The sequence below is a fragment of the Thermus sp. genome (genome assembly GCF_056332225.1).
Genome location: NZ_JBWGQW010000243.1, coordinates 1 through 554, shown reverse-complemented (window position 1 = coordinate 554; position 554 = coordinate 1). Strand labels below are relative to the sequence as shown.

At 69.5% G+C, this 554-nt stretch carries 1 pseudogene; it reads right to left on the bottom strand.

Features of this window, described 5'->3' with window-relative positions:
* Nucleotides 1-554, bottom strand: a pseudogene (locus AC01Y6_RS11145) (hypothetical protein); the annotation flags it as partial.

The window sequence follows — 554 nt, the reverse complement described above, 5'->3', positions numbered from 1 at the left end:
TCTAAAGCAAAGCCCCCCATTCCCGGTGGACACAAGCTCCTCCCGCGACCCCCACATGCTGATGAGGTTCCGGGGATTGGGGTGCCCCTCCTCCGCGAGGAAGCGGTAAAGCTCCTCCTCCGAGAAGGTCCGCCCGCCAAAGCGCTCCCGCGCCTTCTGGATATAGGAGTTCCTGGCCCTCTTGGAAGCCCTCTTGGACTCCCTAGTCTCCCTGGGGGCGGGCCCCGCCCGGCGAAGCCCCCTCACCCGCACCCGCAGGACCTCCTCCACCTCCCGCCACACGTCGCCCCGGCCCCGCTCGTAGAGGAGGAGGCCCCAGTCCTCCTCCCCTTCCCTCTTGGGCTCCAGGCGGAAGATGTGGTCGGCGTTGGCGGCGATGGCCCCGGAGCCCCGGGGGCCGCCGTTCCCCTTGGCGGCGTGGTGGATGACCACGAGGCCCACCAGGGGCTCGCGCTCCGGTGGGGAGATGGCCCGCTTGAGCCGGGCCATGACCGCGTCCATGACCTTGGCCTCGTTCTCGCTCTGCTGGGGAGGCACCAGCTTGATGAGGGAGT